At 62.8% G+C, this 24,982-nt stretch carries 23 protein-coding genes and 1 pseudogene; 12 read left to right on the top strand and 12 right to left on the bottom strand.

The window, feature by feature from the left end; genetic code table 11:
• Positions 1-41: 41 nt before the first annotated feature.
• Positions 42-1,550, bottom strand: coding sequence for an MFS transporter (locus U5A08_RS12255; RefSeq protein WP_321851712.1), 1,509 nt, complete (start codon positions 1,548-1,550; stop codon positions 42-44).
• A gap of 150 nt (positions 1,551-1,700) precedes the next feature.
• Here U5A08_RS12255 and U5A08_RS12260 point away from each other — a divergent pair, with 150 nt between their 5' ends.
• Positions 1,701-2,573, top strand: coding sequence for a LysR family transcriptional regulator (locus tag U5A08_RS12260; protein WP_321851714.1), 873 nt, complete (start codon positions 1,701-1,703; stop codon positions 2,571-2,573).
• A 4-nt stretch (positions 2,574-2,577) separates the two neighbouring features.
• On the opposite strand, the gene dhaL is transcribed toward U5A08_RS12260, so the two are convergent.
• The 7 genes from dhaL to U5A08_RS12295 form a co-directional block, all read right to left on the bottom strand.
• A complete protein-coding gene (gene dhaL, locus U5A08_RS12265) occupies positions 2,578-3,222 on the bottom strand; it encodes a dihydroxyacetone kinase subunit DhaL (RefSeq protein ID WP_321851716.1) in 645 nt (214 codons plus the stop codon).
• Between the two features lie 3 nt (positions 3,223-3,225).
• On the bottom strand, positions 3,226-4,227 hold the full coding sequence (locus tag U5A08_RS12270; protein ID WP_321851718.1) for a dihydroxyacetone kinase subunit DhaK: 1,002 nt from the start codon (positions 4,225-4,227) through the stop codon (positions 3,226-3,228).
• Positions 4,228-4,283: 56 nt separating this feature from the next.
• Positions 4,284-5,399 (bottom strand): MDR/zinc-dependent alcohol dehydrogenase-like family protein, encoded by a 1,116-nt coding sequence (locus tag U5A08_RS12275; RefSeq protein WP_321851720.1) that lies wholly within the window; start codon positions 5,397-5,399, stop codon positions 4,284-4,286.
• 27 nt (positions 5,400-5,426) lie between these two features.
• Positions 5,427-6,182: an SDR family oxidoreductase gene (locus U5A08_RS12280; RefSeq protein ID WP_253395188.1), complete on the bottom strand. Its 756-nt coding sequence runs from the start codon at positions 6,180-6,182 to the stop codon at positions 5,427-5,429.
• Between the two features lie 160 nt (positions 6,183-6,342).
• Positions 6,343-7,350 (bottom strand): substrate-binding domain-containing protein, encoded by a 1,008-nt coding sequence (locus tag U5A08_RS12285; RefSeq protein WP_253395190.1) that lies wholly within the window; start codon positions 7,348-7,350, stop codon positions 6,343-6,345.
• Positions 7,351-7,387: 37 nt separating this feature from the next.
• A complete protein-coding gene (locus U5A08_RS12290; RefSeq protein ID WP_253395192.1) occupies positions 7,388-8,365 on the bottom strand; it encodes an ABC transporter permease in 978 nt (325 codons plus the stop codon).
• On the bottom strand, positions 8,362-9,849 hold the full coding sequence (locus U5A08_RS12295; protein ID WP_321851722.1) for a sugar ABC transporter ATP-binding protein: 1,488 nt from the start codon (positions 9,847-9,849) through the stop codon (positions 8,362-8,364). Before U5A08_RS12295 ends, U5A08_RS12290 begins: the two co-directional genes overlap by 4 nt.
• Before the next feature lie 283 nt (positions 9,850-10,132).
• Here U5A08_RS12295 and rpiB point away from each other — a divergent pair, with 283 nt between their 5' ends.
• The 3 genes and pseudogenes from rpiB to U5A08_RS12310 form a co-directional block, all read left to right on the top strand.
• A complete protein-coding gene (gene rpiB, locus U5A08_RS12300; RefSeq protein WP_247401295.1) occupies positions 10,133-10,594 on the top strand; it encodes a ribose 5-phosphate isomerase B in 462 nt (153 codons plus the stop codon).
• Positions 10,595-10,657: 63 nt separating this feature from the next.
• Positions 10,658-11,638: a sugar-binding transcriptional regulator gene (locus U5A08_RS12305; protein WP_253395196.1), complete on the top strand. Its 981-nt coding sequence runs from the start codon at positions 10,658-10,660 to the stop codon at positions 11,636-11,638.
• 371 nt (positions 11,639-12,009) lie between these two features.
• Positions 12,010-13,305, top strand: a pseudogene (locus U5A08_RS12310) (TerC family protein); the annotation flags it as partial.
• Between the two features lie 44 nt (positions 13,306-13,349).
• On the opposite strand, the gene U5A08_RS12315 reads toward U5A08_RS12310, so the two are convergent.
• Positions 13,350-13,670 carry a thioredoxin family protein gene (locus U5A08_RS12315; RefSeq protein WP_253395197.1) on the bottom strand — a complete coding sequence of 107 codons (321 nt, stop codon included), beginning with the start codon at positions 13,668-13,670 and terminating at the stop codon, positions 13,350-13,352.
• A gap of 359 nt (positions 13,671-14,029) precedes the next feature.
• Here U5A08_RS12315 and U5A08_RS12320 point away from each other — a divergent pair, with 359 nt between their 5' ends.
• The 8 genes from U5A08_RS12320 to U5A08_RS12355 all read left to right on the top strand — a co-directional run bounded on the left by U5A08_RS12320 (position 14,030) and on the right by U5A08_RS12355 (position 20,620).
• A complete protein-coding gene (locus tag U5A08_RS12320) occupies positions 14,030-14,878 on the top strand; it encodes a transporter substrate-binding protein (RefSeq protein ID WP_321851725.1) in 849 nt (282 codons plus the stop codon).
• 52 nt (positions 14,879-14,930) lie between these two features.
• Complete coding sequence (locus U5A08_RS12325; RefSeq protein WP_247401364.1) at positions 14,931-15,593, top strand: amino acid ABC transporter permease; 663 nt, start codon at positions 14,931-14,933, stop codon at positions 15,591-15,593.
• An 11-nt stretch (positions 15,594-15,604) separates the two neighbouring features.
• Positions 15,605-16,267 (top strand): amino acid ABC transporter permease, encoded by a 663-nt coding sequence (locus U5A08_RS12330; protein WP_276193372.1) that lies wholly within the window; start codon positions 15,605-15,607, stop codon positions 16,265-16,267.
• Positions 16,264-17,046: an amino acid ABC transporter ATP-binding protein gene (locus U5A08_RS12335; protein WP_321851729.1), complete on the top strand. Its 783-nt coding sequence runs from the start codon at positions 16,264-16,266 to the stop codon at positions 17,044-17,046. The genes U5A08_RS12330 and U5A08_RS12335 overlap by 4 nt, the downstream gene beginning before the upstream one ends.
• Before the next feature lie 23 nt (positions 17,047-17,069).
• Positions 17,070-17,459, top strand: coding sequence for a RidA family protein (locus U5A08_RS12340; protein ID WP_253395200.1), 390 nt, complete (start codon positions 17,070-17,072; stop codon positions 17,457-17,459).
• Between the two features lie 152 nt (positions 17,460-17,611).
• Entirely contained in the window at positions 17,612-18,376 is a 765-nt protein-coding gene (locus tag U5A08_RS12345) for an IclR family transcriptional regulator (protein ID WP_253395201.1), read from the top strand.
• 9 nt (positions 18,377-18,385) lie between these two features.
• Positions 18,386-19,594, top strand: coding sequence for an amino acid deaminase (locus tag U5A08_RS12350; RefSeq protein WP_321851732.1), 1,209 nt, complete (start codon positions 18,386-18,388; stop codon positions 19,592-19,594).
• Positions 19,595-19,711: 117 nt separating this feature from the next.
• Positions 19,712-20,620, top strand: a complete 909-nt coding sequence (locus tag U5A08_RS12355; protein WP_253395204.1) for a sugar kinase — start codon at positions 19,712-19,714, stop codon at positions 20,618-20,620.
• Between the two features lie 105 nt (positions 20,621-20,725).
• Here U5A08_RS12355 and U5A08_RS12360 read toward each other — a convergent pair whose 3' ends face one another.
• The 3 genes from U5A08_RS12360 to U5A08_RS12370 form a co-directional block, all read right to left on the bottom strand.
• Entirely contained in the window at positions 20,726-21,001 is a 276-nt protein-coding gene (locus tag U5A08_RS12360) for a peptidylprolyl isomerase (RefSeq protein WP_247401393.1), read from the bottom strand.
• A 31-nt stretch (positions 21,002-21,032) separates the two neighbouring features.
• On the bottom strand, positions 21,033-22,838 hold the full coding sequence (locus U5A08_RS12365; RefSeq protein WP_253395206.1) for a response regulator: 1,806 nt from the start codon (positions 22,836-22,838) through the stop codon (positions 21,033-21,035).
• Between the two features lie 139 nt (positions 22,839-22,977).
• Positions 22,978-24,933: an acetoacetate--CoA ligase gene (locus U5A08_RS12370; RefSeq protein ID WP_321851735.1), complete on the bottom strand. Its 1,956-nt coding sequence runs from the start codon at positions 24,931-24,933 to the stop codon at positions 22,978-22,980.
• Between the last annotated feature and the right edge of the window lie 49 nt (positions 24,934-24,982).

Genomic DNA, 24,982 nt, shown 5'->3' on the forward strand with positions numbered 1-24,982 from the left:
TTACTGACACACCCTCATCGGGGGCAAGCCCTCTCCCACATTTAGTTCGGTGTGGGTATCGGCTTGCGCATCAGCCTCCCCACCACCAGCGCTCCGAGCAGTCCCAATAACCCTGCCACCCACAGCACCCCGCTGAACCCGCCCACAAACGCCTGCCGCGCCAGCGGTTGCACCCTTACCCGCGCCGCCTCGGGCACCAGGTTCAGCGCCGCCGGCATATCACCCGCCACCACCCGCGAAGCGATTCCCGCCACCTGCGCCTGCCATTGCGGGTCGATATTTGCGCGCAACAACTGTTCGCTGTGGCTGCTCAGCAGTGCCCCATACACGCCAATCGCCAACATGATCGCGCTGAAGCGCATGGTGGTGCTCATGCCCGACGCCATCCCCGCACGCTCCCGTGGTACGCAGGCCATGATGTTTTTCTGCGTATCGCCATTGAGCAGGCCCGCCCCGGCGCCCGTGACGGCTATCGCCAGGGCGAAGGGCAGGTAGCCGCCGACATTCAGCGCCCAGGCGCTCAGCAGGTTGCCGCAGCCGACGAGGGTCAAACCGCTGGCCATCATCGTCGCCGGCGCCAAGCGTTGCGCCAGGCGTGCGCCGATCCGTGGGCAAATCAGCATCGTCAGCGCAAACGGCAACATGCCCAGGCCCGAGGCAATCGCCGAAAAGCCCAGGCCGTTCTGCAGGTAAAACGGCAGCAACGTCATCATCACCTGGGCGCAGCCGGCGTAGGCGAACATGCCCAGCAAGGCACCGATAAAACGCGGGTGGCGGAACAGCTGCAGGTCGACCATCGGCCGCTGCTGCAACCGCTCGACCAGCACAAAGATGCCCAACAGCAACCCACCGCCGAGCAGGCGCGCGTAGGTCTGCGGGCTGTCCCAGCCGATGCGGTTGGCCTCGATCAACCCCCACATCAAACACACCAGGCTGGCGCTGAACGCCAGGCTGCCCCACGGGTCGAGGCGTGCGGCCTGGGTATCGCGGGACTCGGGGATGGCGTGCAGCACCAGCGCCATCAGCGCCAGGCCCACCGGCAGGTTGAGGTAGAAAATCCAGCGCCAGCCCAGGTACTCGGTGATCAAGCCGCCCAGAGTCGGCGCGGCGGTCATCGCCACGCCCATGCACGCGCCCCAGAACGCCCAGGCCTTGGCCCGTTCCACTTCGTCGTGGAAGGTGTGGCCGATGGAGGCGAGCGCCGAAGTGAGCAACAACGCTGCACCGACGCCTTTGATGGTGCGGGCGATATCCAGCCACAGCGCGCTGGGCGCTGCGCCGCAGCCGAGGGACGCGAGGATGAAAATGCCCAGGCCCCAGATCAGGCTCTGCTTGCGGCCGAAGCGGTCGGCGATGCTGCCGGCGGGCAACAACAGCGCGGCGAAGGCCAGCATATAGGCGCTGACCACCCACTCGATATCCGCGAAGTTGGCCCCCAGGTCGCGGGCGATGCTCGGCAGGGTGACGGCGACGATATTGGTGTCGAGCACGATCAGCGAGCAGACGCCGGAAGCGGTCAGCAGTGTCAGGCGCGGGCTGACCCGGCTCATAATGTAATTACCCTACGGGCAATACGGAAAAGGTAGTTGACGGACATCGCAAGGGCTCTCTACTGTTGAAGTACCTTGAGCTTATCCCCGTGCGCTGCTGCCTTTATTAGTCGTGGTGAGCCACTTCATTACCTTTGAGCTAATCCTCGTATGGATATCCGCCACTTTCGCTACTTCCTGGCCGTGGCCCGGCAGCGCAACTTCACCCGTGCCGCCGAGCAACTGGGCATCGCACCGCCGACTCTGAGCCGGCAGATCCAGGACATGGAAACCAGCCTGGGCACGCGCTTGTTTATCCGCCAGCAGCGCGAAGTCAGCCTGACCGAAGCCGGTGCCGCGCTGCTGGTCGAGGCCGAAGCCACCGTGCGTCAATTCGAGTTCGCCCAACGCAGTGCCCAGCGTGCCGGGCGTGGCGAGACCGGCCACATCGAATTGGGCTACGTGGCTTCGGCGGTGTATTCCGGGCTGTTGCAGCGGCAAATGCACGGGTTCAGCCAGGCGTTTCCCGACGTCAGCGTGAACGTGCGCGAATGTGCGATGGCGACCCTGCCCGGCGCGGTGGCGGATGGGCGCTACGACATTGGCTATGTCCGTTCGCCGATGACCCTACCCGACGGCGTGGAGGCGGTGCGCCTGCACAGCGAAGGTTTCGTGCTGGCGCTGCCCCAGGATTCCTGGCTGCTGGGGTTGAAGGCCATCGGTTGCGAGCATCTGCAAAACGAGACGTTTATCCTGCCGGAGCAAATCAGCGGCACCCTGCACGTCGCCGCCCAAGGCGGCTACGCGCCGCGCCTGGGGCCGCAGCCGGGCGGGTTGGTCGCGGTGGTGGCGTTGGTGTCATTGGGGCAGGGCGTGGCCGTGGTGCCGGCGTCGGTGGTCGGGCATGTGAGTCTGCCGGGCGTGGTCTATCGCAGCATCCAGGGCAGTGACGCGGCGTCGTGGCTGTCGTTGATTCACCGGCGCTTTGAGCAAGCGCCGGCGGTGGCGCGGTATATCCAGCAGGTCAAGCAAGCGCCAACCTGAGGCGTTACACCAGTCGCGGCTGCACGGAGTCCGCCAGGCGCGTGAGGATCAGGCAGCACGACACCGCACCGGCATCCAACACGCCCAGCGAGCGTTCGCCCAGGCGGCTGGCGCGGCCGATCTTCGCCACCAGGTCCTTGGTCGAGTCGCGGCCCTGGGAGGCGGCGGTTTTCATCGCATCGAGCGCATCGTGGAAGGACGCCCCCCGCGCATGGGCGTGCTCAAACGCTTCGACCGCCGGGATCAAGGTGTCCATCAGGCACTTGTCGCCCACGCCGGCCTCGGTGATGTCCTGCAATGAGGTCAAGCCGCCGCGCAGCAGGTGGGCGAAGGTGGCCGCGTCGATGTCTTCGCTGCCGCGCACTTCATCGGCCATGCCGATAAACAGGCTGCCGTACAGCGGCCCCATGGAGCCGCCAATGCCTTCCATCAGGCTTAGGGTCAGTTCGTCCAGGGCTTCGGCCAGGCTCAGTTGGCGGCCTTCGATCGTGCGCCCGCAATGGGCGAAACCCTTGGCCATGTTGATGCCGTGGTCGCCGTCGCCAATCGCGCCGTCGACTGCGCTGAGGTACTCACGGTTGGCCACGATCACGCTGACCAGATCGGCGACGATGGCGCTGCCGTCGCGGGTGGAAAAATGCTCGCTCATGGTTCACTCCGCCTGGGTCATGCCGATGGAACGGCAGGGTTGGTCGATCAGGGTTTTCAGCTCAAAGTCGAGGCCGAGCAGGGTCAGGGTCACGCCCATCATTTCCAGGGACGTGAAGTAGTTGCCCACGTAGCAGCGGTGGATCTTCAAACCCTTGGCGGTGAGTTGGCGTTCCACCTCGGCGTAGAAAATATACAGCTCCATCACCGGCGTGGCGCCGAGGCCCGAGACCAGCACCACCACGCTGTCGTCCTGGCTGAAATCGCGGTCGGCGAGGATCGGCGCGAGCATGCGCTCGGCCATGGCGGCGGCGGGTTCGATCGGGATGACTTCGATGCCCGGTTCGCCGTGATGGCCGATGCCCAGTTCCATCTGGCCGTCGGCAATCTGGAAATTCGGCTTGCCCACGGCGGCAATGGTGCAGGGGGTGAGGCCAATGCCGATCGAGCGGCAGTGGTCGACGGCTTTTTGGGCGACGCGGATCACACCGTCCAGGTCGTAGTGCTGGGCGGCAGCGGCACCGCCGATCTTCCACATGAAGATCTCTCCGGCCACGCCGCGGCGCTTGGCAATCTCGGCCTTGGGCGCGGACGCGACGTCGTCGTTGGCGACCACGGTGCGGATACGCATGTCTTTGCTGGCGGCCATTTTCATCGCCAGCTTCACGTTCATGTTGTCGCCGGCATAGTTGCCGTACAGGCAGGCCACGCCGGCGCCGTGGTCGGCGGCGCGGAAGGCGTCGAAGAAACTTTTGGCGGTGGGCGAGGAGAAAATCTCGCCGACGGCCACGGCGTCGACCAGGCCGGGGCCGACGTAGCCGAGGAAAGCCGGCTCATGGCCCGAGCCGCCGCCGGTGACGATGCCGACGCGGCCTTGGCCCGACGGTTTGGCTTTGACGATGACCCGTGGATTGGTTTCGTACTGGCGCAATTGCGGGTGCGCGACCAGGATGCCGCGCAGCATGTCCTCGACCACGTGGTCCGGATCGTTGATGACTCGATTCATAACGCGGGTTCCTGTGTTCTTGTTTTAAGGGGTCACAGCTGTTCAGTGTGGTGTGCTTAGGGTTCGAGTACGACCTTGAGTGACTTGTCGCCTCGCTCCATCACCGCAAACGCCTCCTTGAAGTCCGCCAGGGCAAATTTGTGGGTCACCACGTCACGCATGTCGATCTTGCGGTTGCCGATAAAGTCGATAGCGCGTGGGTACATGTACGGGCCCAGGTGCGAACCGAGGATGTCCAGTTCCTTGCGGTCGCCGATGATCGACCAATCCACCGTGGCCTCGTCGTTGAACACGCTGAACTCGACGAAGCGCCCGAGTTTGCGCAGCATCGCCAGGCCCTGGTTGACGGCCTTGTGATGACCGGTGGCCTCGATATAGATGTCGCAGCCGTAGCCCTCGGTCATCTCGCGAATCTTCGCCAGCACGTCCACCTCGGCCGGGTTCCACACTTCGTCGGCGCCCATGCGCAGGGCGAGGGCGGCGCGTTCGGGTTTCATGTCGAGCACGATCAGTTTTTTCGGATTGCGCAGGCGTACCGCGCCGATGATCCCCAGGCCCAGCGTACCGGCGCCGGCGACCACCACCACGTCGTCGAAATCCACATTGGCGCGCTCCGCCGCGTGCAGTGAACAGGCCAGCGGTTCGATCAGGATCGCTTCGTCGGGCGCAATCGAGTCCGGCACTGTGTGGATGATGCCTTCCTTGGTGAAAATCATGTACTGCGCCATGGCGCCCTGCACATTGTTCTGGAAGCCATACAGGTCGTGCTTCTGGCACATCCAGTACTGACCGTGGTTGCAGAAGCGGCAGCCCCAGCACGGCACGATCTGCTCCGAGATCACCCGGTCGCCGACCTTCACCCCGCGCTTTTCCGCGCCGGGGCCGAGAGCTACCACGCGACACACGAATTCGTGGCCGGGGATCATCGGCGGTTTGACGTAGCGCGGTTGCTCGGCGTCGCCCCAGAACGACGGGGCGCCGCGATAGGTCTTGATGTCGCCCATGCAAATGCCACACAGCTCGACCTTGGTGAGGATTTCATCGGGGCCGGGAGTCGGCACGTCGACGGTTTCCAGGCGGTAGTCTTCCGGGCCGTGGCAGACCACGGCCTGCATGGTTTTCGGGATGATCGGGGCGAGTTGCTCGGGCGTGCGTTCGGTAACGGTGGACATGACAAAACCTCACGACAAATAGATCAATTATTGAATGCTGTAGCCGCCGTCGATCACCATGTTGGCGCCGGTGATCATCTGCGCTGCGTCGCTGAGCAGGTACAACGCCAGCCCGGCGATTTCTTCCGGCTGGGCAAAGCGGCCCGCCGGGATCTGCAATTTGGCCCGCTCGCCGACTTCGCCGGCCCAGGCCTGCTTGCCCAGGGCGGTCTCGACGATGGTGGGGGAGATGGCGTTGACGTTGATCTGCGGCGCCCATTCCATGGCCAGTACCTTGGTCATGCCGACGATGGCCGCTTTGCTCGCGCAATACGCGACATGCCGGTCCAGGCCAATCACGGCGGCCTGGGAGGCCAGGTTGACGATGCGCCCGCCGCCCTGGACGAGCATGTGCCGGGCACAGGCCTGGGCGACGAAGAAGCTGGCCTTGAGGTTGATGTTGAGGGTGGTGTCCCAGGCGCTTTCGCTGACGTCGATGGCCTTGTCCAGCAAGGCCACGCCGGCGCTGTTGATCAGGTAATCGAGGCGTTGGAAGTGCTCGAAAACCCGGTCGACGCTGTGTTGCACCTGGCTGATCTGGCTGAGGTCGACGGCAATGCCCAGATGTTCGGCGCCGAGGCTGGCGGCCACGGCCACCACCGCCGGGTCGCGGTCCAGCAGCGCCACGCGTGCGCCGCGCTCCACCAGCAGGCTGGCGCAGGCCAGGCCGATGCCGGCAGCGCCGCCGGTGATCACCGCGCAACGGCCGCTGAGGTCGAAGGCTTGGTTCCAGAATCCAGACATGAATGACTCCCTTGTTGAAGGCGGTGGAGATTCAATGTGGGAGGGGGCTTGCCCCCGATGGCGGTATGTCAGTCACCTGATCTATCACTGTTACACCGCTATCGGGGGCAAGCCCCCTCCCACACTGGCTCCCACACTTGAGTGTGTTTCAAGCCAATAGCTACTTGCCGCCGCTGACTTGTTGGTACAGCGCGTCGGCGTTGGCGTTGGTCACCGGTACCCACGGCAGGATGTAGCTCTTGGCGGTGCCGTCGGCCCATTTCACGTCCTTGGCATAGCGCTCCCAGATCACCGACTGCGGCTTGTAGTCCTTGCCGGCCAAGGCGCGCAGGGCCACGTCCAGCGCGCCTTGGGACTGGGCCTGGGCGTCCTGTAGGAAGGTGGTGACTTCGTCTTTCTTTGCCGCCTGGATCGCATCCGGCATGCCGTCGATCGAGGTGACGGGCACGTCCTTGGATGTCAGGCCGTGGGATTTCAGGGCCTGCACGGCGCCGAGGGCCATGTCGTCGTTCTGCGCGATCACGCCGTTGATGCCTTTGGGGTGAGCGTTGAGCCAGTCTTCGGTCAGCGCCAGGGCCTGGGCGCGGTCCCAGTTGGCGGTTTTTTTCTCGATGATTTTGATGCCTGGGTGTTTGCCGAGCACTTCCAGTTCGCCTTTTTCCCGGTCGATCTGTGCCGACTGGCCGATCGGGCCCTGGATGATCACCACGTTGCCCTTGCCGTTGAGCTTGTCGACCATGGCCTGGGCCTGCAGGCGGCCGCCTTCCACGTCATCGTTGCCCACGTAAGGCACGGCGGCGTCGGCGACTTTTGTATTGGACGCGATCACCACCACGTCGTTGCTCATGGCCTGCTTCACGGTGCCGACGCCGGCCTTGGTGTCGATGGGCACGAACAGAATCGCGTCGTAGCGCTGGGTCACCATGTTTTCGATCTGGTTGTTCTGCGTCAGGGCGTCGTAGTTGCCGTCGAACACGGTCAATTGCACGGTGCCGTCCTTGACCGCCGGGTGTTCCTTGAGCTCGCGGACCCAGTTCTGCATGAACTGACCCTTGAGGCCGTAGACGGCTGCGCCGACCTTGTAGGTCTTGCCGTCGGCGGCCAGGGCGATACTGCTGGCGAGCAGGGAGAGGGCCGCCACGGCAGCCAGGGTGGTACCAAGTTTCATGAGGGGAACTCCGTTATTGTTGTAGTAGGGTCGTTCTCTAGCGTTTTTTCTTGCGCCACACGTCGATCAGTACTGCAAACACGATGATCAGGCCCTTGGCGACCTGCTGGTAATAGGACGACACGCCGAGCAGGTTCAGCCCGTTGTTGATCACACCGATCAGCAGTGCGCCGAACAGCGTGCCGACGATGCTGCCGGTGCCGCCCGACAGGCTGGTGCCGCCGATGACCACGGCGGCAATCGCGTCCAGCTCATAGGACGCCCCTGCCTGGGGCAGGGCGGAAGTGGTGCGCGCCGACAACACCACGCCGGCCAGCCCGGCGAGCAGGCCCGAGACCACGTACACCGAAAACATCACCTTGCGCACGCCGATGCCGGAGGTGCGCGCGCTCTTTTCATTGCCGCCCACCGCGTACACATAACGGCCGTAAGTGGTGTAGCGCAGCACCATCCAGAAGATCAGCGCGACCACGGCAAAGATGATGATGGGGATGCCGATCGGGCCGATCTTGCCGATACCCAGCGCCAGGTACGCGTCGGGCAGGTCGGTGATCGGGCTGCCGTCGTTGAGGATGAAGGTCATGCCCCGCGCAATGCTGAGCATGCCGAGGGTGGCCACGAACGGCGGGATCGACAGGTTGGCGACCATGAAGCCATTCACCACGCCGAGCATCGCCCCGGCGAACATCCCGGCGCTCACCGCCGCCAGCAGGCCGTAACCCTGGGTCGCGACCATGGCGCTGCACAGGCCGGCAAACGCCAGGATCGAACCCACGGACAGGTCGATGCCCTTGGTCAGGATCACGTAGGTCATGCCCACGGCGAGGATGCCGTTGATGGAGGTCTGGCGCAGGATGTCCATCCAGTTGCGCCACGTCATGAAGTATTCGCTGGAAAACGCCATCACCACGCACAGCAGGATAAACACCAGCGGCAGGCCGAAGCGGTCCAGGGACAAGCGCAGGCGGTGGCGCGGCGCGGCGGTGAGGGGGGAGGCAAGGGTTTTGGCGTTCATGAGGCAAGACTCAGCAAGGCTTCCTGGGAAAGGGCGGTGTCGGTGCTGATGGTCACCAGCCGGCCGCCTTTGAATACCGCGATGCGATCGCTCAAGTGCAGCAGTTCCGGCGCTTCCGACGACACCACGATGGCGGCGCCGCCGGCACGCACGAACTGGTCGAGCAGGTGGTAGATCTCCTGCTTGGCGCCTTCGTCGATGCCGCGAGTGGGCTCGTCGCACAGCAGGCACACCGGTTCGGTCGACAGGCATTTGGCGAGCACGACTTTCTGCTGGTTGCCGCCGCTCATGGAGGCCACCGGCAGCTCCAGGGAGGTGGTCTTGATCTGCAGGCGCTTGACCATGTCCTGGGCCAATTGGGTTTCCTTGCGTGCATTGATCAACGACCAGCTCGACAGGCGCTTGTAGGCCGACAGCGCAATGTTCGACAGAATGCTGCTGCTCAGCACCAGGCCGCTGTCTTTGCGGTCTTCGGTGACCAGCGACATACCGGCATCGATGGTCGCCTTGGGCTGCCCGACCGGCATGGGTTTGCCCTGCAGGGTGACGCTGCCGGAATCGGCCACCGTCAGCCCGTAGATGCAATTGAGGAACTCGCTGCGCCCCGAACCCATCAGGCCATAGATGCCCAGGATCTCGCCCTGGCGCAGTTGCAGGCTGATGTCGTGGAACTCGCCTTTACGGCTCAGGTTGTCGACCTGCAGGCAAGTGGCGGCGGCGCATTCGCGGCCGACCTTGTGGTCGATGCGCGTCAGTTCCTGGCCGACGATGCCGCGCACCAAGTGGTCGCGGTCGATATCCGCCATGCGCCCGCTTTCCACGAAGGCGCCGTCGCGGAAGATGCTGTAGTCATCGGCGATCTGCGCCAGTTCGCTCAAGCGGTGCGACACATACACGATGCCGGCGCCACGGGCGGTGAGGCGGCGGATTGCCTTGAACAACGTCTGCGCTTCGTGCTCGCCGATGGCCGAGGTGGGTTCGTCCATGATCATCACCTGGCAGTCATGACTGAATGCCTTGGCGATTTCCACCAGTTGGATTTGCGCCACGCTGAGGCGGTGCATCGGGCTGCTGGCGTCGACGTCGAACTCCAGGCTTTCGAGCAGCTCGCGGGTGCGCCGGTTCAGCGCTTTGTTGTCGACGATGCAGCCGGCGCGGCGTGGTTCGCGGCCCAGCCAGATATTTTCGGCGACGCTCATGTAGGGGATGGGTTCCAGCTCTTGGGTGATCATCGCGATCCCCGACGCCAGGGCTTCACTCGGGCGGTTGAACTGCACCGCTGCGCCGTTGAGCAGGATGGTACCGGCGTCACGCGCGGTGATGCCCATCAGAATGCTCAGGAACGTCGACTTGCCCGCGCCATTGCCGCCGCACAGCGCGTGGACGCTGCCAGCCCGCAGAGAGAGGCGCCCGTCACGCAGGGCAGGGATACCGGCGTAAGCCTTGGCGACGTGTTCAGCCTGGAGCAGTAATGGCGTGGCCATCGGCGTGTCCTCGTGCTGTGAATTCTTATTAGGTCGCACAGTCATGTTTCGCTGTGAGCATATGTGTATCAAATGAAATTCTGATCAGTCAATCTCTTTCATGTAAAAGCTGTGATTCTCATCTTTAGCCTCAATAACGCCTTTTTAGACGGCTTTGACTGCCGGGTCAGTTAAATCATGCTTGACAGAGGGGGGTGGTTGCCCGCGAAATGCCTGAGCGAAATTTCAGTTAGTGATCATCTGATCAGTCATAAGCACGACCTCGGCAGCGGAGCCAGACGCCATGAACACACCTTTCCCGGTGGCTATCGGATGCGATGAAGCGGGTTTTGAGCTCAAAGAGTTGTTAAAGCGCCATATCGAGGCGCTGGGTCACCCGGTGACCGACTTCGGCACCCATTCCACCGCGCCAGTGCTCTATCCGGACATCGCGCTGGCCGTGGCCAATGCCATCAATGCCGGGCAGCAGCGCCTGGGCGTGCTGGTGTGCGGCACCGGGATCGGCATGGCTATCTCGGCGAACAAGGTGTTGGGGATTCGCGCGGCCCAGGCCCACGACACGTACTCGGCGGAGCGTGCGCGCAAGAGCAACGATGCGCAGATCCTGTCCATCGGCGCACGGGTGATCGGCGCGGAGCTGGCCAAGAGCATCGTCACCGCGTTCCTCGCGTCGGAGTTCGAGGCGGCGCGTTCCGGGGCCAAGGTCGAGCGCATCAATGCGATTGAGCGCGATGGGCATCAGTAGTAGACGTGGCGGGGCAAGAGTCGGGAGAATGCGCCTTTGACGCCGAAACGGAAGCCCGTCCCCATGAGTGACAGTACCCAGCGCATGGCCAGTGATATCGATCAGATGACCGAAGTGGCGATGCTCTATTACCTCGAGAACGTCACTCAGGAAGCCATCGCCAAGCGCTTTGACCTGTCGCGGGCAAAAGTCAGCCGCCTGCTCAAACGTGCGCGCGACGAGGGCATTGTCGAAGTGCGCGTGTTGCAGCACCCGGCGATGAACAATGAGCTGGAACGTGCCCTGGTGGAGCGCTTCAAGCTCGATCGCGCCCTGATCGCCGTCGACCACAGCGACCCCGACACCCAGCGCTCGGCCGTCGCCAGCCTGGTGGCCAATTACCTGAACAAGACGTTGAGCGACGGCATGATCGTCGCCGTGGGCATGGGTCGTAACGTTGGCGCGGTGGCTGATAACGTGTTCCTGCCGGTGACGCGCAATTGCACATTTGTTTGCGCCATCGGCGGTTCGCTCAAGGCCGGCGAATACATGAACCCCGACCATATCTGCCGGCGCCTGGCCCTGCGCTTTGGCGGCGAGAGTGAAAGCCTGTACGCGCCGGCCCTGGTGGCCAACCCGGAACTGCGTGGCGTGCTGATCAATAACGACACGGTGCGCTCGACCCTCGATCGCGCGCGGCGGGCGGACATTGCGCTGATCGGTATTGGCGACATGAGCGAGAACAGCAATATGGTGCGTATGGGCTGGTTCTCGCCCCAGGAAATTGCCCAGGCGCGGTTGTCCGGCACGGTGGGCGACATGATGGGTTATGACTTTATCGATATCCACGGGCAGCCGGCGGTCAACGCCATTCAGGGGCGGGTGATCGGGCTGACGGTGCAGGAGTTGTTTCGGATTCCGGATGTGGTGGCGATTGCCAGTGAGAACACCAAGGCGGCGGCGACGCTGGGGGCGTTGCGGTCGGGGGTGATCAATACCCTCGCGACTACGGTCACTAATGCTCATACCATATTGGCGCTGGATGAAGCGACCAGAAAGTCCTGATTCAACATGGCTCAAAATGTGGGAGGGGGCTTGCCCCCGATAGCGGTCTTTCAGATAAATATATGCTGGCTGATACGCCGCCATCGGGGGCAAGCCCCCTCCCACATGGTGTGTGTGGGCTTTGGGGACAGGTTTTGTAATGGTTTTGTGTTGTAGGGAATTTGGGTTTCGACTGTAGGATTCAAGTCCTTTTGTTAATTCAGGACTTGCATGAACGCCCTTTCGGAACCCCCCAGTCGTCTTTCCCCAAGACAACCGCTGCTGCTGTTCTCGCTGAAGCACCCCATATTCCAACTGCTAACCCTGTCCCGGTCCCCTGGCCGCGCTTTGCCGTGCCCGGCATTCTGAACACCGATAAAGAGACTCTATAAATGGAATGGTTAGCGGACCCCACGGCCTGGCTCGGCCTGTTGACGTTGATTGTGTTGGAACTGGTGCTGGGTATCGACAACCTGGTGTTTATCGCGATCCTGGCGGACAAGTTGCCGCCGGAGCAGCGCGACCGTGCGCGGTTGATCGGCTTGTCCCTGGCTTTGCTGATGCGCCTGGGCTTGCTGGCGAGTATTTCCTGGTTGGTGACCCTCACCCAGCCGTTGTTCGAGGTGTTCGACAAGAGCTTCTCCGGGCGTGACCTGATCATGCTGTTCGGCGGTGTGTTCCTGTTGTTCAAGGCCACCATGGAATTGCATGAACGCCTTGAAGGCCATGTGGCGCAACGCTCGGGCAATGTGGCCTATGCGATGTTCTGGCCGATCGTCGCGCAGATCGTGGTGCTCGACGCGGTGTTCTCCCTCGACGCGGTGATTACCGCCGTGGGCATGGTCGATGAGCTGGCGGTGATGATGATTGCGGTGATCATTTCCATCGGCCTGATGATTGTCGCGAGCAAGCCGCTGACCCGTTTCGTCAATGCGCACCCGACGGTGATCATGCTGTGTCTGGGCTTCTTGATGATGATCGGTTTCGCCCTGACCGCCGAAGGCCTGGGCTTCCACATTCCGAAGGGCTACCTGTACGCGGCGATTGGTTTCTCGATCCTGATCGAGGTGTTCAACCAGATTGCCCGGGCTCGGCGCAAGAAGGCCGCGCAAGGCGTATTGCCCATGCGTGAGCGCACCGCCCATGCGGTGATGCGCTTGCTCGGTGGTCGCAGCCTGGCAGGGGAAGAGGTGAGCGAAGAGGTGACCGACCTGTTGGGTGAGCCGGATGTGACTCAGGGCCCGCTGTTTGACCGGCGTGAGCGGGTGATGATCAGCGGCGTGCTGCAACTGGCCGAGCGGCCGATCCGCAGCTTGATGACGCCACGGGCCAAGGTCGACTTTATCGACTTGGCGGACGATCTCGACACTATCCGCCTAAAACTGATGCGTTCGTCCTACTCGCGGCTGCCGTTGATCCGCAACGGCGCTGTCGATGAGCCATTAGGTTTTGTACAAAAAAAGGAGTTGCTCAAGGAATACCTGGCCGGCAACGAACTGAACCTTGAGCACCTGGCGCGCCGGGCGATCAACCTGCTGCAGAGCTGCTCGATCCTCAACGCCCTGGAGCAGATGCGCCAGGCCTCGACCCACATCGCCTTCGTGATCAACGAGCGCGGTGATTTCATCGGCGTGTTGAGCATGACCGATATCCTTGAGTCCATCGCCGGTGAATTGCCGGATGCCACGGGGCATGCAGGTTTTCCGGGTGCCGTTGCCACCGGCGTAACCGCCTAGGCTCGGGTGTACTGCTCGAAGGCTTTTTCCAGCGCGTCTTCGCGAAGGCCGGGCAGGGCGTCGAGCAGTACCTGGTCGCGGTAGATCAGCAGCATCGGGATGCGGTCGACGCGCGGATGTTTGGGCGTGTTGATGCAGTCAAGGATCAAGACTTTGACCTGGCCCTTGTAACGCTCGCTGATTTGCAGGAACCGCGGCATCGCGTCACTGCACGCGGTGCAGGCATGTGACATGAACACGATAAACACAGGCTGTGGGGTATCCAGTTCCCGTTCAAACGCAGCCTTGTCCTCAACCACGGCGTTGACATAGTTCATGAGGGCTTCTCCCGGTTGCTCATGTGCTTACGCTAGGTGGGGAGATCACCTACGTCTACTGTCAATCTTCACAGGTCACTCCCGGTTCAAGGTGTGTGAGCGCGATAAAGGTGCACGGTAACGCCAGGGCGGTGCGTTCATGTGGACGTGTCACGGGGTGTGGGGCCTTGGGTAGCAAAGGGATCGCCGTTACTCGCGTTACGCCGTATGCCGCATCAATATGTATGCCGCTGATTTAAAACGACTTTATTCCCAGCGTATTTTTCCATTACCGCGTATGGCACAGTTTCTGCTGTCTATTCCGTTGTTACATACCAAGTTCCGGTATAGCGGAATACACAACTCCTGGAGTGCTTGTCATGCATCACCGACCTTCCGTGTTCAAAGCGTGTGTTTTTCTCTTCGCCGCATCGGCTTCCCTCGCAAGCACCGTGCAGGCGGCGGGCAGCAAGCTCGATGATGTGCTCAAGCGTGGGCATCTGGTCGTGGGTACAGGCAGTACCAATGCGCCGTGGCACTTCCAGGGAGCGGATGGCAAGTTGCAGGGGTTCGATATCGACATCGGTCGCATTGTGGCCAAGGGCTTGTTCAACGACCCAAGCAAGGTCGAGTTTGTGGTGCAGTCGTCCGACGCACGGATTCCCAACCTGCTGACCGATAAGGTCGACATGAGTTGCCAGTTCATTACCGTCACCGCCAGCCGAGCGCAGCAGGTGGCGTTTACCCTGCCGTACTACCGCGAAGGCGTCGGCCTGCTGCTGCCGAACAACAGCAAATACAAGGAAATTGAAGACCTGCAAGCCGCTGGCGACGGCGTCACCGTGGCCGTGCTGCAAAACGTGTACGCCGAAGAACTGGTACACCAGGCGCTGCCCAAGGCCAAGGTCGATCAGTACGACAGCGTCGACCTGATGTACCAGGCGGTGAACTCCGGCCGCGCCGATGCCGCCGCCACCGACCAGTCTTCGGTCAAATACCTGATGGTGCAGAACCCTGGGCGCTACCGCAGCCCGGCTTACGCCTGGAGCCCGCAAACCTACGCGTGCGCGGTCAAGCGCGGCGACCAGGACTGGCTGAATTTCGTCAATACCGCGCTGCATGAAGCCATGACCGGTGTGGAATTCCCCACCTACAAGGCCTCGTTCAAGCAATGGTTCGGTGTCGAGCTGCCGGAGCCTGCGATCGGTTTCCCCGTCGAGTTCAAGTGATTCGTGAAAACCGGGGCGCCGCGAACGGCGTCCCCATCAGGTACTGTCGACCATGAACTATCAGTTGAACTTTGCCGCCGTGTGGCGCGACTTCGACACCTTGCTGGCGGGGCTGTGGCTGGGCCTCGAGCTGGCGCTGCTGTCGATCGCCATCGGCTGCGTGATCGGCCTGCTGATGGCGTTTGCCATGCTGTCCAGACACCGCGCGTTGCGCATGTTGGCCTCGGTGTATGTGACGGTGGTGCGCAATACGCCGATCCTGGTGCTGATCCTGTTGATCTACTTTGCGTTGCCGAGCCTGGGCATCCGCCTGGACAAGATCCCTTCGTTCATCATCACCCTGTCGCTGTACGCCGGCGCCTACCTGACCGAAGTGTTCCGCGCCGGGCTGTTGAATATTCCCAAGGGCTTGCGCGAAGCCGGGCTGGCCATCGGCCTTGGCGAGTGGCGCATCCGCGCTTATATCACCGTGCCGGTGATGCTGCGCAACGTACTGCCGGCGCTGTCGAACAACTTCATTTCGCTGTTCAAGGACACCTCGCTGGCGGCCGCGATCGCGGTGCCGGAGCTGACTTATTACGCCCGCAAGATCAACGTCGAAAGCTACCGGGTGATTGAAACCTGGCTGGTCACGACCGCGCTCTACGTGGCCGCCTGTTACCTGATCGCCATGCTGCTCCGTTACCTGGAACAGCGTCTGGCGATCCGTCGTTAGAAGAGGCTCGCATGTACCAATCCCCCAGCTGGCTGCATGAGTTGTGGATCGCCCGGGACACCCTCTGGGCGGGGTTCCAGGCCAGCGTGTATGTCTCGGCGCTGGCGATTATCTTCGGCACCCTGATCGGCATCGTCGCCGGGTTGATCCTGACCTACGGCAGATTCTGGATGCGCGCGCCGTTTCGCCTGTATGTCGATCTGATCCGTGGCACGCCGGTGTTTGTGCTGGTGCTGGCGTGTTTCTACATGCTGCCGGCGCTCGGTTGGCAGATCAGCGCGTTCCAGGCCGGTGCGGTCGGGCTGACGCTGTTCTGCGGCTCCCACGTCGCGGAAATCGTGCGCGGCGCGCTGCAAGCCATTCCCCGTGGGCAAATGGAAGCGGGCAAGGCGATTGGCCTGACGTTCTACCAGACCCTGGGCTACGTGCTGCTACCCCAGGCGCTGCGGCAGATCCTGCCGACGTGGGTCAATTCCTCCACGGAAATCGTCAAGGCCTCGACCCTGTTGTCGGTGATCGGCGTCGCCGAGTTGCTGCTCAGCACCCAGCAGGTGATTGCGCGCACCTTTATGACCCTGGAGTTCTACCTGTTCGCCGGTTTTTTGTTTTTTGTCATCAACTACGCCATCGAGTTATTCGGGCGCTACATTGAAAAGCGGGTGGCCTTGCCATGAACCAACCTCAAACGACCCAACCGCTGCTGGACATTCGCGGCCTGCGTAAACAATACGGCCCGGTGGAGGTGCTCAAGGGCGTCGACCTGGCCATGCAGCGCGGCAACGTGGTGACGTTGATCGGCTCCAGCGGCTCGGGCAAGACCACGCTGCTGCGCTGCGTCAATCTGCTGGAAGAATTCCAGGGCGGGCAGATCACCCTGGACGGCGAGTCCATTGGCTACAGCGACATCGCCGGCAAGCGCGTGCGCCACCCGGAGCGGGTGATCGCCCAGCACCGCGCCATGACCGGCATGGCCTTCCAGCAGTTCAACTTGTTCCCGCACCTGACGGCGCTGCAGAACGTCACCTTGGGCTTGTTGAAAGTTAAGAAAATGCCTAAGGACGAAGCCGTGGCTTTGGCGGAAAAATGGTTGGACCGTGTAGGACTCCTGGAGCGCCGCAATCACTTCCCCGGCCAGTTGTCCGGCGGCCAGCAACAGCGCGTGGCCATCGCCCGTGCGATTGCGATGAACCCGAGCCTGATGCTGTTCGACGAAGTCACCTCGGCCCTCGACCCCGAACTGGTGGGCGAAGTGCTCAGCGTGATCAAGGGCCTGGCGGAAGAGGGCATGACCATGTTGTTGGTGACGCATGAGATGCGCTTTGCCTACGAAGTCTCGGACAAAATCGTCTTCATGAACCAGGGCCGTATTGAAGAACAGGGCTCGGCGAAGGACATCTTCGAACGCCCGCAGTCGCCGCGCCTGGCGGAATTCCTGAAGAACATTCGTTTTTAACTGTCAGTCAAGGAGCACTATTTATGAGCATTACGCGTTACGGCACCGGCAGCACCGCCGGTGGTGGCCAGCCCCGTCCTTTCGCCCGCGCGGTGGAAGCGGACGGCTGGCTCTACGTCTCGGGCCAGGTGCCGGCGGTGGACGGTGAAATCATCAACGGCGGCATCGTCGAGCAAACCCGCCAGACCATGCGCAACGTGGTGGCGATTCTCGAAGAGGCCGGCTATGAGTTGAAAGACGTAGTGCGCGTCGGCGTATGGTTGGAAGACCCGCGGGATTTCTGGAGTTTCAACAAAGTCTTCGGCGAATACTTCAGCCCCGAACACGCCCCGGCACGCGCCTGCGTGCAGGCCAACATGATGGTGGATTGCAAGGTCGAGATCGATTGCGTGGCCTACAAGAAAAAGGGCTAAATGCCCCACTCTCAAAACCCCATCAAATCCAATGTGGGAGGGGGCTTGCCCCCGATAGCGGTGTATCAGCAACAGATGTGTCTAATGGCACACCGCCATCGGGGGCAAGCCCCCTCCCACAAGGGATCACCTTTCAGCGGACCGAAACTCCCATGACCGAAGACACCATCAAACGCCGCGCCAAAGGCCTGGACCGTGCATTCGACATCCTCGACTTCCTCAAGGAAATCGGCCAGCCCCTGCGCCCGAATGATATTGCCAGCGGCATCGGCAGCCCCAAGTCCACGGTCTACGAGTTGGTCGCCTCCTTGCTGGAACGCCGCATCCTGGAAACCGTGGGCAAGGACGGGCACGTCTACCTCGGCCGCCAGCTGTACTTCCTCGGTCAAGCGCACCTGCGCCATTTTGACCTGACCCGCGAGGCCGACCATGCCTTGCAGGCGATCGTCAGCCAGACCCACGAAACCGCGCAGATGTGCCTGCTCAACGGGCGCAAATACACGGTGGCGCTGATGCGTGAAGGCGAGCGGCATTTCCGGATTTCCTCGGACATCGGTGAAAACGCACCGATCCCGTGGACCGCGTCCGGGCGCCTGTTACTGGGGCACTTGAGCGACCAGCAGATCATCGACCTGATCGACCCTGACGACTTCATCCTGCCGGACGGCCAGCGCTTGCCGCTGGAGACTTTCCTCGCGCAGATCCGTCAGGCCAGCGTCGAGGGCTTCTTTTCCTTCGACAGCGTGGCCGACACCTTTACCCATTGCTTTGCCGCCCCGGTCCGGGACGCGCAGGGCGTGAGCATTGCGACCCTGTGCATCGTCGCCCCCCGCGCCGATGCCAGTAAAAACTACAATGACTACCGCCGGGTGTTGATCGAAAGCGCCAACAACCTGGCCCGTCGCATCAACGAATAGGAGCTTTCCATGTCTGCCATCAACGCCGTTGCAAAAGGCGCCGCCGCTGTCGGCGCCCATCTGGTCCGTGACGTCAGCCTGCCGGCCCTGGTGCTGCACCGCGACGCCCTCGAACACAACATTCGCTGGATGCAGGCCTTTGTCAGCAACAGCGGCGCCGAGCTTGCGCCCCATGGCAAGACCAGCATGATGCCGGCCCTGTTCCAGCGCCAGATCGCCGCCGGTGCCTGGGGCATCACCCTGGCCAGTGCGGTACAGACCCGCGCCGCCTATGCCGGCGGCGTGCGCCGGGTGTTGATGGCCAACCAACTGGTGGGTGCGCCGAACATGGCGTTGATCGCCGAGTTGCTGGCCGACGCGGACTTTGACTTCCACTGCCTGGTCGACCACCCGGACAACGTCGCCGACCTGGGCCTGTTCTTCGCCGCCCGTGGCCTGCACCTGAACGTGATGATCGAGTACGGCGTGGTCGGTGGCCGTTGTGGTTGCCGCAGCGAGCAGGCAGTGCGCGACCTGGCCAAGGCGATCAAGGCCCAGCCGGCGTTGGTGCTGACCGGTATCGAAGGCTACGAAGGCGTGATCCACGGCGAGCATGCGATCAGCGGCATCCGCGAATTCGCCGCGAGCCTGGTGCGCCTGGCCGTGGACCTGCAGAACAATGGCTCGTTCGACCTGGCCAAGCCGATCATCACCGCGTCGGGATCGGCCTGGTATGACTTGATCGCCGAGTCCTTCGAAACGCAAAACGCCGCCGGTCGTTTCCTCAGCGTGCTACGTCCCGGCAGCTATGTAGCCCATGACCACGGCATCTACAAAGACGCGCAATGCTGCGTGCTCGACCGGCGTAGCGACCTCAATGAAGGCCTGCGCCCGGCGCTGGAAGTCTGGGCCCATGTGCAATCGTTGCCTGAGCCTGGCTTCGCGGTGATCGCCCTGGGCAAGCGCGATGTGGCCTACGACGCCGGTCTGCCGGTACCGCTCAAGCGCTACAAAGCCGGGATTGTGCCGACGCAAGGCGATGACGTGAGCGCGTGCAAGGTCACGGCGGTGATGGACCAACATGCGTTCATGAGCGTGGCACCGGGGGTTGAACTGCGCATCGGTGACATCATTTCCTTCGGCACTTCCCACCCGTGCCTGACCTTCGACAAGTGGCAGGTCGGTTGCCTGGTGGATGAGCAACTGCAGGTGATCGAGTCCCTGCATACCTGTTTCTAGACCGCGTCGCCTCTATCGTGAGCAAACCCGCTGCGCCCTTTGGATGTGCGAACACATTCAAAGGTGGGAGCGGGCTCGCCCGCGAAGGGGCCATCAGCCGCACCGGAGACAACAGGCATGAACACAACACCCCGCATCGCCCTCATCGGCGAATGCATGATCGAACTGCAACACCGCGCCGACGGCAGCCTGCACCAGAGCTTCGGCGGCGACACCCTGAACGCCGCGGTGTACCTACGCCGTGAGCTGGGCGCGCTCGGCAGCGTCGACTACGTCACCGCCCTGGGCGATGACAGCTTCAGCGACGCCATGTGCCAACAGTGGACCACCGAAGGCCTTGGCCTGGGCATGGTCCAGCGCCTACCCGGGCGGTTGCCGGGGTTGTACTGCATCCAGACCGACGCCAACGGCGAGCGCAAATTCCTCTACTGGCGCAACGAAGCGGCCGTGCGCGACTGCTTCACCACGGCCGCCGCTGCACCGATTTTGGCCGCGTTACCGGGCTATGACGTGGTGTATTTCAGCGGCATCACCCTGGCGGTGCTGGGGGAAGTCGGGCGTGAGCGTTTGTTGCACGCCTTGATCGAAACCCGTCGGCGCGGCGGTCGGGTGGTGTTCGACAACAACTACCGACCGCGTTTGTGGGCCAGTGTCGAGGCCGCGCGTGCGGCCTATCACAAGGTCTTGGCCGAAGTGGATATGGCCTTGCTGACCGAGGATGACGAGTGCGCGTTGTTTGGTTATACCGACAGCGAGCAGGTGTTCGCGGCGTATCCGGCAGTCGCGGAAGTCGTGCTCAAGCGCGGTGCCGAGGACTGTTTGATTCGTTGCGCAGGCCAGCGCTTTGCCGTGCCGGCGTTGAAGGTCGAGACGGTGGTCGACACCACGGCGGCGGGGGACTCGTTCAGTGCGGCGTACCTGGCCAGTCGGCTCAAGGGCGGTGCGCCGCAAGAGGCGGCCTTGGCTGGGCATCGGTTGGCGAGCCGGGTGATCCAGGTGTCGGGGGCGTTGATTCCTCGGGGGTGAATGGCCGCCTGCGGCGGATCGGGGGCAAGCCCCCTCCCACAGTTGACCGCATTGCGCTCACTGTGGGAGGGGGCTTGCCCCCGATAGCGACCTAAAGCCAACCCCTCAATCCCGATAAAACACCTGCACCAAGTGATACCCAAACTTGCTCTTGACCGGCCCATGCACCACCCGCAGCGGCTTCTTGAAAATCACCGCATCAATCACGCCGACCATCTGCCCCGGCCGAATCTCGCCCAGATCTCCGCCGCGCTTGCCGGACGGGCAGGTGGAGTACTTCTTGGCCAGCACATCAAACGCTTCGCCCTTGGCGATGCGCTGCTTGAGCTGTTCGGCTTCTTCGCTGGTTTTCACCAGGATATGACGGGCTTGGGCTTTCATGGTTCTCTACCAAGTGTGCGACGGCGCGCGATTATGCCTTAACTGAATCATCGACGCTGATCATGCTGCGAATTTTGGTGGCGAGCAGGTCGATGGAAAACGGCTTGGAGACCATGTCCATGCCGTCCTCCAGAAGGCGCTGGCGTTCGGTGGCTTTTTGCGCATAACCGGTCATGAACAAGATGCGCAGGCCCGGGCGATGCTGACGGGCGATTTCCGCCAGTTGCCGGCCGTTCATGCCCGGCAGGCCGACATCGGTCACCAGCAGGTCCACGCGCAAGTCCGATTCCAGCAGCGGCAAGGCCGTGCGCGCATCCGCTGCCTGGTGCGCGGTGTAGCCCAGTTCATCGAGTACATTCACCACCAGCATGCGCACGGCCGGGTCGTCCTCGACCACCACCACGGCCTCTCCGGCCAGGGCCACCGGCGCCTCACTGAGGCTGGTCGGCAGGCTGCTTTCCAGGGCGGTGCCGTGCAGGCGTGGCAAATACAAGCGCACGCAGGTGCCCTGGCCCGGTTCGCTGTGGAGGGTCACATGGCCGCCGGATTGCTGGGCGAAGCCATAGATCATCGACAGCCCGAGGCCGGTGCCCTGGCCGATGGGTTTGGTGGTGAAAAACGGATCGAAGGCCTTGGCGAGGATTTTCGGCGCCATGCCGGTGCCGTTGTCGCACACGCCGAGCATCACGTAATCACCGGCCTTGACCGGTTCCAGCGTGGTGATGTCGGTGCCGTCCAGGTAGCTGTTGGCGGTTTCGATCAGCAGTTCGCCACCTTCGGGCATGGCATCCCGGGCGTTGATCACCAGGTTGAGCAGGGCGTTTTCCAACTGGCTGGCGTCGGTGTTCACCGGCCAGATATCGTTGCCCAGTTGCACCTTGAGCGTGATGTGCGCGCCCTTGGTGCGCCGGAACAAGTCTTCCAGCGAGGCCACCAACTGGTTCGGATCGAGCGGGCGGCGGTCCAGCGACTGGCGCCGCGAGAACGCGAGCAGGCGGTGGGTGAGGGCGGCGGCGCGATGGGCGGAGGCCACGGCGGCGTCGGCAAAGCGGCCGATGTCGTCGCTGCGCCCGGCGGCGATGTAGCGTTGCATCAGGTCCAGGCTGCCGATGATGCCGGTGAGCATATTGTTGAAGTCATGGGCGATGCCGCCGGTGAGCTGGCCCACCGCTTCCATCTTCTGCGCATGGCGCAGGGCGTCTTCGGCACGTTCGCGTTCGACCATCTCGTTTTGCAGGCGCTGGTTGGCCTCGGCCAGTGCCAGGGTGCGCTGGGCCACACGCTCTTCGAGGTTTTCGTTGAGGTGGCGCAGGCGTTGCTCGGTGCTTTGCTGGGCTTTGAGGCTGGCTTCGGAGCGCTGTTGCAGTTCCTGGGTGAACTGGCGGCGTTCGTTGGTTTCGATGGCGGTGACGAGGATGCCGCACACGCTGGCGGATTCATCGCGGATCGGGCTGTAGGTCAGGTCGAGCCAGATCTCGGTGTCGCGCCGGTTGCGTTGCAGGACAAAGCGCTGCTCGCTGAAGGAACGCACCTGGCCACTGAGAACCGCGTCATAGATCGGTGCGGTGAAACTGTGCAATTCCGGCCAGGTCTGGTGCGCCGGTTGGCCCATCGCGTCAGGGTGCTTGTTGCCCGCCAGCAGGGCGAAGGCGTCGTTGTAGAGTTGGATGAGTTCGCTGCCCCATAACAGCAGCATCGGCATCGGCGAGTGGACGACAATATCCACGGCGGTGCGCAGGCTTTGCGGCCAATCATTGGCCTCACCGAGGGGGCTTTTGGCCCAGTCCAGCCGCGCAATCAATGCGGCGGCTTCGCTACCGGTGGATGTTTCCTTCATAAAAAGCCCTGAGCGTAACGCTTTGAAAAATGACAACACCCATTATCCGGTGGGACAACGATGGGTGACTACCCCCGAAAAATAGCATGCATTGGGGGTTTGTCTTCAAATGAGTGCGTTGGCGCTGAAACCTTTCACCTTAAAATGCCAGTTCAGGCCGGTCGCGGAACTGTGCCAGGGCCTCCGGGTTGGCCAGCGCGTCGGTGTTTTTCACCGGTTCGCCATGTACCACATTGCGCACCGCCAGTTCGACGATCTTGCCGCTGATGGTGCGCGGGATATCGCTGACGGCGAGGATCTTCGCCGGTACATGGCGTGGCGTGGTGTTGGCGCGGATCACCTGGCGGATCTGCTGTTCGAGGGCGTCATCCAGCTTGACGCCATCGTTGAGCCGCACGAACAGCACCACCCGCACATCGTCCTGCCAGCGTTGACCAATGGCCAGGCTTTCCAGCACCTGCGGGACTTTTTCCACCTGTCGATAAATCTCAGCGGTGCCGATCCGCACGCCGCCAGGGTTGAGCACCGCGTCGGAGCGCCCGTGAATCAGCAGGCTGCCGTTGGGCCGCTGCTCGGCGTAATCGCCCTGGGCCCAGACGCCGGGGAATTGGCTGAAATAGGAGGCGCGCAGTTTTTTCTGCTGCGGGTCGTTCCACAGGCCGATGGGCATGGCGGGGAAGTGCCGCGTACACACCAGTTCGCCCTTTTCACCGACCAGCGGCCGCCCCTGGTCGTCCCACACCTCGATGGCCATCGCCAGGCTCTTGCACTGCATTTCACCGCGGCGCACCGGCAGCACCGGATTGCCGATGACGAAGCAGGAGACGATATCGGTGCCGCCGGACATCGAGGACAGGCACACCTCGCCCTTGATCTCGCGGTACACGTAGTCGTAGCTCTGGGGCGACAGTGGCGAGCCAGTCGAAATCAGCCCTTTGAGGCTGCCCAGGTCATGGCTCAGGCGCGGCTGCAGCCCGGCCTTTTCCAGGGTGACGAGGTACTTCGGGCTGGTGCCGAACACGCTGATCCGTTCCGCGTCGATCAGGTCGATCAAGCGCTCGGGACCAGGGTGAAACGGCGAGCCGTCGTACAGCACCGCCGTGGCGCCGAGCGCCAGCACCGAGACCAGCCAGTTCCACATCATCCAGCCGCAGGTGGTGTAGTAGAACAGGCAATCCTCGCAGGACAGGTCCGCGTGCAGGCCGTGTTCCTTGAGGTGGGTGAGCAGCACGCCGCCGGTGCCGTGGATGATGCACTTGGGCACGCCGGTGGTGCCGCTGGAATAGAGGATATACAGCGGATGGTCGAACGGCACCGCGACAAACTCAGGCGCGCCGCCGGGTTGATAGAAGTCACTCCACAGCGCGACGTTGGCGGCGCTCCGATAGTCCTCGACCCGCGCCTGGGGCCGTGCATACGGCACGATGATCAGTTGCTGCAGGGACGGCAGGCGTTCGAGGATCTCGTTGAGCTTGGCGCTCTGGTCGATGGTCTTGCCGGCGTAGCGGTAACCGGCGCAGGCGATCAGCACCTTGGGTTCGATCTGGCCGAAACGGTCGATCACGCCTTGGGTGCCGAAGTCTGGCGATGAGCACGACCAGATCGCGCCCAGGCTGCTGGTGGCGAGCATGCCAACCAGGGTTTGCCAGGTGTTGGGCATGCACGCGGCGACCCGGTCGCCCAGCCCAACCCCGACTGCCCGCAGGCTGCGTTGCAGGCCGGCGACGTGGGCGGCCAGTTCGGCGTAGCTCAGTTGCTCACGCTGGCCGTCTTCGCCGATGGCGACTACCGCCGGGTGATCGTCGCGACGGCGCAGCAGGTGTTCGGCAAAGTTCAGGGTTGCGCCGGGGAACCACTGGGCGCTGGGCATCGCGGCGTCTTCGATCAACACCGCGCTGGGCGGGCTGCGAAACTGCACGTCGAAAAACGCCACGAGCGCCTGCCAGAAGTCGGCGCGCTGGTCGATGCTCCACTGGTGCAACGCCGGGTAGTCGTCGAGCTGCACGCTGTAGCGGTCATTGATAAAGCGCCGGAACTGGTCCATCCGGGTGTGGCGGATGCGTTCGGGGGAGGGTTGCCAGAGGATCTCGGACATAAGCACGTCTCTTATTCTTGTACAGGTCTTCCAAACAATAGCGTTCCAA

The organism is Pseudomonas paraveronii, assembly GCF_963681955.1.
Lineage (GTDB): Bacteria > Pseudomonadota > Gammaproteobacteria > Pseudomonadales > Pseudomonadaceae > Aquipseudomonas > Aquipseudomonas paraveronii.

What these genes read in the sequence shown, in the direction of transcription:
- U5A08_RS12365 (WP_253395206.1), bottom strand. Translation starts at nt 22,838, where the DNA reads ATGAAGGAAACATCCACCGGTAGCGAAGCCGCCGCATTGATTGCGCGG.
- U5A08_RS12260 (WP_321851714.1), top strand. Translation starts at nt 1,701, where the DNA reads ATGGATATCCGCCACTTTCGCTACTTCCTGGCCGTGGCCCGGCAGCGC.
- U5A08_RS12295 (WP_321851722.1), bottom strand. Translation starts at nt 9,849, where the DNA reads ATGGCCACGCCATTACTGCTCCAGGCTGAACACGTCGCCAAGGCTTAC.
- rpiB (WP_247401295.1), top strand. Translation starts at nt 10,133, where the DNA reads ATGAACACACCTTTCCCGGTGGCTATCGGATGCGATGAAGCGGGTTTT.
- U5A08_RS12360 (WP_247401393.1), bottom strand. Translation starts at nt 21,001, where the DNA reads ATGAAAGCCCAAGCCCGTCATATCCTGGTGAAAACCAGCGAAGAAGCC.
- U5A08_RS12275 (WP_321851720.1), bottom strand. Translation starts at nt 5,399, where the DNA reads ATGTCCACCGTTACCGAACGCACGCCCGAGCAACTCGCCCCGATCATC.
- U5A08_RS12270 (WP_321851718.1), bottom strand. Translation starts at nt 4,227, where the DNA reads ATGAATCGAGTCATCAACGATCCGGACCACGTGGTCGAGGACATGCTG.
- U5A08_RS12330 (WP_276193372.1), top strand. Translation starts at nt 15,605, where the DNA reads ATGTACCAATCCCCCAGCTGGCTGCATGAGTTGTGGATCGCCCGGGAC.
- U5A08_RS12255 (WP_321851712.1), bottom strand. Translation starts at nt 1,550, where the DNA reads ATGAGCCGGGTCAGCCCGCGCCTGACACTGCTGACCGCTTCCGGCGTC.
- U5A08_RS12280 (WP_253395188.1), bottom strand. Translation starts at nt 6,182, where the DNA reads ATGTCTGGATTCTGGAACCAAGCCTTCGACCTCAGCGGCCGTTGCGCG.
- U5A08_RS12325 (WP_247401364.1), top strand. Translation starts at nt 14,931, where the DNA reads ATGAACTATCAGTTGAACTTTGCCGCCGTGTGGCGCGACTTCGACACC.
- U5A08_RS12355 (WP_253395204.1), top strand. Translation starts at nt 19,712, where the DNA reads ATGAACACAACACCCCGCATCGCCCTCATCGGCGAATGCATGATCGAA.
- U5A08_RS12370 (WP_321851735.1), bottom strand. Translation starts at nt 24,933, where the DNA reads ATGTCCGAGATCCTCTGGCAACCCTCCCCCGAACGCATCCGCCACACC.
- U5A08_RS12350 (WP_321851732.1), top strand. Translation starts at nt 18,386, where the DNA reads ATGTCTGCCATCAACGCCGTTGCAAAAGGCGCCGCCGCTGTCGGCGCC.
- U5A08_RS12290 (WP_253395192.1), bottom strand. Translation starts at nt 8,365, where the DNA reads ATGAACGCCAAAACCCTTGCCTCCCCCCTCACCGCCGCGCCGCGCCAC.
- U5A08_RS12340 (WP_253395200.1), top strand. Translation starts at nt 17,070, where the DNA reads ATGAGCATTACGCGTTACGGCACCGGCAGCACCGCCGGTGGTGGCCAG.
- U5A08_RS12305 (WP_253395196.1), top strand. Translation starts at nt 10,658, where the DNA reads ATGAGTGACAGTACCCAGCGCATGGCCAGTGATATCGATCAGATGACC.
- dhaL (WP_321851716.1), bottom strand. Translation starts at nt 3,222, where the DNA reads ATGAGCGAGCATTTTTCCACCCGCGACGGCAGCGCCATCGTCGCCGAT.
- U5A08_RS12285 (WP_253395190.1), bottom strand. Translation starts at nt 7,350, where the DNA reads ATGAAACTTGGTACCACCCTGGCTGCCGTGGCGGCCCTCTCCCTGCTC.
- U5A08_RS12335 (WP_321851729.1), top strand. Translation starts at nt 16,264, where the DNA reads ATGAACCAACCTCAAACGACCCAACCGCTGCTGGACATTCGCGGCCTG.
- U5A08_RS12320 (WP_321851725.1), top strand. Translation starts at nt 14,030, where the DNA reads ATGCATCACCGACCTTCCGTGTTCAAAGCGTGTGTTTTTCTCTTCGCC.
- U5A08_RS12315 (WP_253395197.1), bottom strand. Translation starts at nt 13,670, where the DNA reads ATGAACTATGTCAACGCCGTGGTTGAGGACAAGGCTGCGTTTGAACGG.
- U5A08_RS12345 (WP_253395201.1), top strand. Translation starts at nt 17,612, where the DNA reads ATGACCGAAGACACCATCAAACGCCGCGCCAAAGGCCTGGACCGTGCA.